The sequence below is a fragment of the Pseudoxanthomonas indica genome (assembly GCF_900167565.1).
Lineage (GTDB): Bacteria > Pseudomonadota > Gammaproteobacteria > Xanthomonadales > Xanthomonadaceae > Pseudoxanthomonas_A > Pseudoxanthomonas_A indica.
In genome coordinates this window covers 1-2,245 of sequence record NZ_FUZV01000003.1, presented here as the reverse complement: position 1 = coordinate 2,245, position 2,245 = coordinate 1, and the positions used below count along the sequence as shown (strand labels likewise).

The window sequence follows — 2,245 nt, the reverse complement described above, 5'->3', positions numbered from 1 at the left end:
CGCGTATCTGCGCATCCACCGCCGCGATGGCGGTCATGTTGACCACCCGTCGCGGGGTGGCGCTGGTGGTCAGGATGTGCACCGGCTTGGAGATGCCCATCAGGATGGGACCGATGGCCACGCCGTCGGTGACCACGCGCACCATGTTGTAGGCGATGTTGGCTGCATCTAGGTTGGGCAGCACGAACAGGTTGGCGCGGCCGGTGAGCGTGCTGCCGGGCATGATGCGGTTGCGCAGCACCTCGTCCCAGGCGGTGTCGCCCTGCATCTCGCCATCGACATTGAGCTTGGGCATGCGCTTGAGCAGCAGCTCGCGCACCTTGCGCATCTTCAGCGCGCCGGGAGTCTCGTGGCTGCCGAAGTTGGAGTGCGAGAGCAGCGCCACCCGCGGTTCGATGCCGAACAGCTTGAGCCGATAAGCCGCCTGCAGCGTGGCCTCGGCAATCTGCTCGGCGGTCGGGTCATCCTGCACATGGGTGTCCAGGAAGAAGTACGCGCCCTGGTTATTGATGACCCCGGTCATGGCCGAGGTGGACTGCACGCCCGGCTCCAGCGGAATGACGCTGCGCACATAGCCCAGCTTCTTGTGGAAGCGACCGACGATGCCGCTGACCATCGCATCGGCTTCGCCACGCGCCACCATCACCGCGGCAATCAGCGTGGGCCGCGAGCGCATCAGGTTCTTGGCCGCCGCCGGGGTCACGCCGCGACGCGAGGTCAGCGCATGGTAGTGCTGCCAGTAGTCGTTGAAGCGCGGGTCATCGTCCTGGTTGGTCAGCTCGAAGTCCACGCCGGCGCGCATGCGCAGGCTCAGCCGCTCGATGCGCGCGGCAATGACATCGGGCCGGCCAATCAGGATGGGATGGGCCAGGCCTTCGTCAATCACCGTCTGCACCGCGCGCAGCACCGTCTCTTCCTCGCCCTCGGCATAGACCACGCGCTTCTTGTCGGCCTTGGCGCGGTCGTAGACCGGCTTCATCATCAAACTGGTGCGGTAGACGAACTGGCCCAGCTTCTCGCGGTAGCCACGCATGTCCTGGATGGGCCGCAGCGCCACGCCCGAGTCCATCGCCGCCTGCGCCACCGCCGCGGCCACTTCCACCAGCAGGCGCGGGTCGAACGGACGCGGGATGAGGTACTCCGGACCGAAGCACGGCACATCATCGCCGTAGGCCGTGCCCAGGTCCGAGGCCTCGCGCCGGGCCAGGTGGGCGATGGCGTGCACGCAGGCCACCTTCATCGCCTCGTTGATGACCGTGGCGCCCACGTCCAGTGCCCCGCGGAAGATGTAGGGGAAGCACAGCGCGTTGTTGACCTGGTTGGGGTAGTCGCTGCGGCCGGTGCCGATGATGGCGTCCGGGCGCACCGCCTTGGCGTCGGCCGGCAGAATCTCCGGGTTCGGGTTGGCCAGGGCCAGGATGATGGGCTTGGCCGCCATCGTGGCCACCATCTCCGGCTTCAGGATGCCGCCGGCCGACAGGCCCAGGAAGATGTCCGCCCCGGCCACAATCTCGGCCAGCGTGCGCTTGTCGGTCTCGCGCGCATAACGCGCCTTGTCCGGGTCCAGATGGGCACGGCCGCTGTAGATGACGCCCTCGCGGTCAAAGGCCAGGATGTTCTCCGGCTTCAGGCCCAAGGCCACCAGCATGTCCAGGCAGGCGATGCCGGCCGCGCCGGCGCCGCTGGTGGCCAGCTTGACGTCTTCAATGCGCTTGCCCACCACTTCCAGCGCGTTGACCACCGCCGCACCGACAATGATGGCGGTGCCATGCTGGTCATCGTGGAAGACCGGAATGCGCATGCGCTCGCGCAGCTTGCGCTCGACGATGAAGCACTCCGGCGCCTTGATGTCTTCCAGGTTGATGCCGCCAAAAGTCGGCTCCAGGCTGGCGATGATGTCCACCAGCTTGTCCGGGTCGGTCTCGTCAATCTCGATGTCGAACACATCGATGCCGGCGAACTTCTGGAACAGCACGCCCTTGCCTTCCATCACCGGCTTGCCGGCCAGCGCGCCGATGTTGCCCAGCCCCAGCACCGCGGTGCCGTTGGTGACCACCGCCACCAGGTTGCCGCGCGCGGTGAGCTCGCTGGCCGCCTTGGGGTCCTCCACAATCGCCTCGCAGGCGTAGGCCACGCCCGGCGAGTACGCCAGCGCCAGGTCGCGCTGGGTCAGCATGGGCTTGGTCGGAGTGACCTTTATCTTGCCCGGTGGGGAGAGACGGTGATACTCGAGGGCGGCCTGCTT

Annotated in this window: 1 protein-coding gene; it reads right to left on the bottom strand. The window is 67.0% G+C overall.

The features are described from left to right. A partial coding sequence (locus B5X78_RS18260) for an NADP-dependent malic enzyme (protein WP_139381652.1) occupies positions 1 to 2,245 on the bottom strand: 2,245 nt, incomplete at both ends.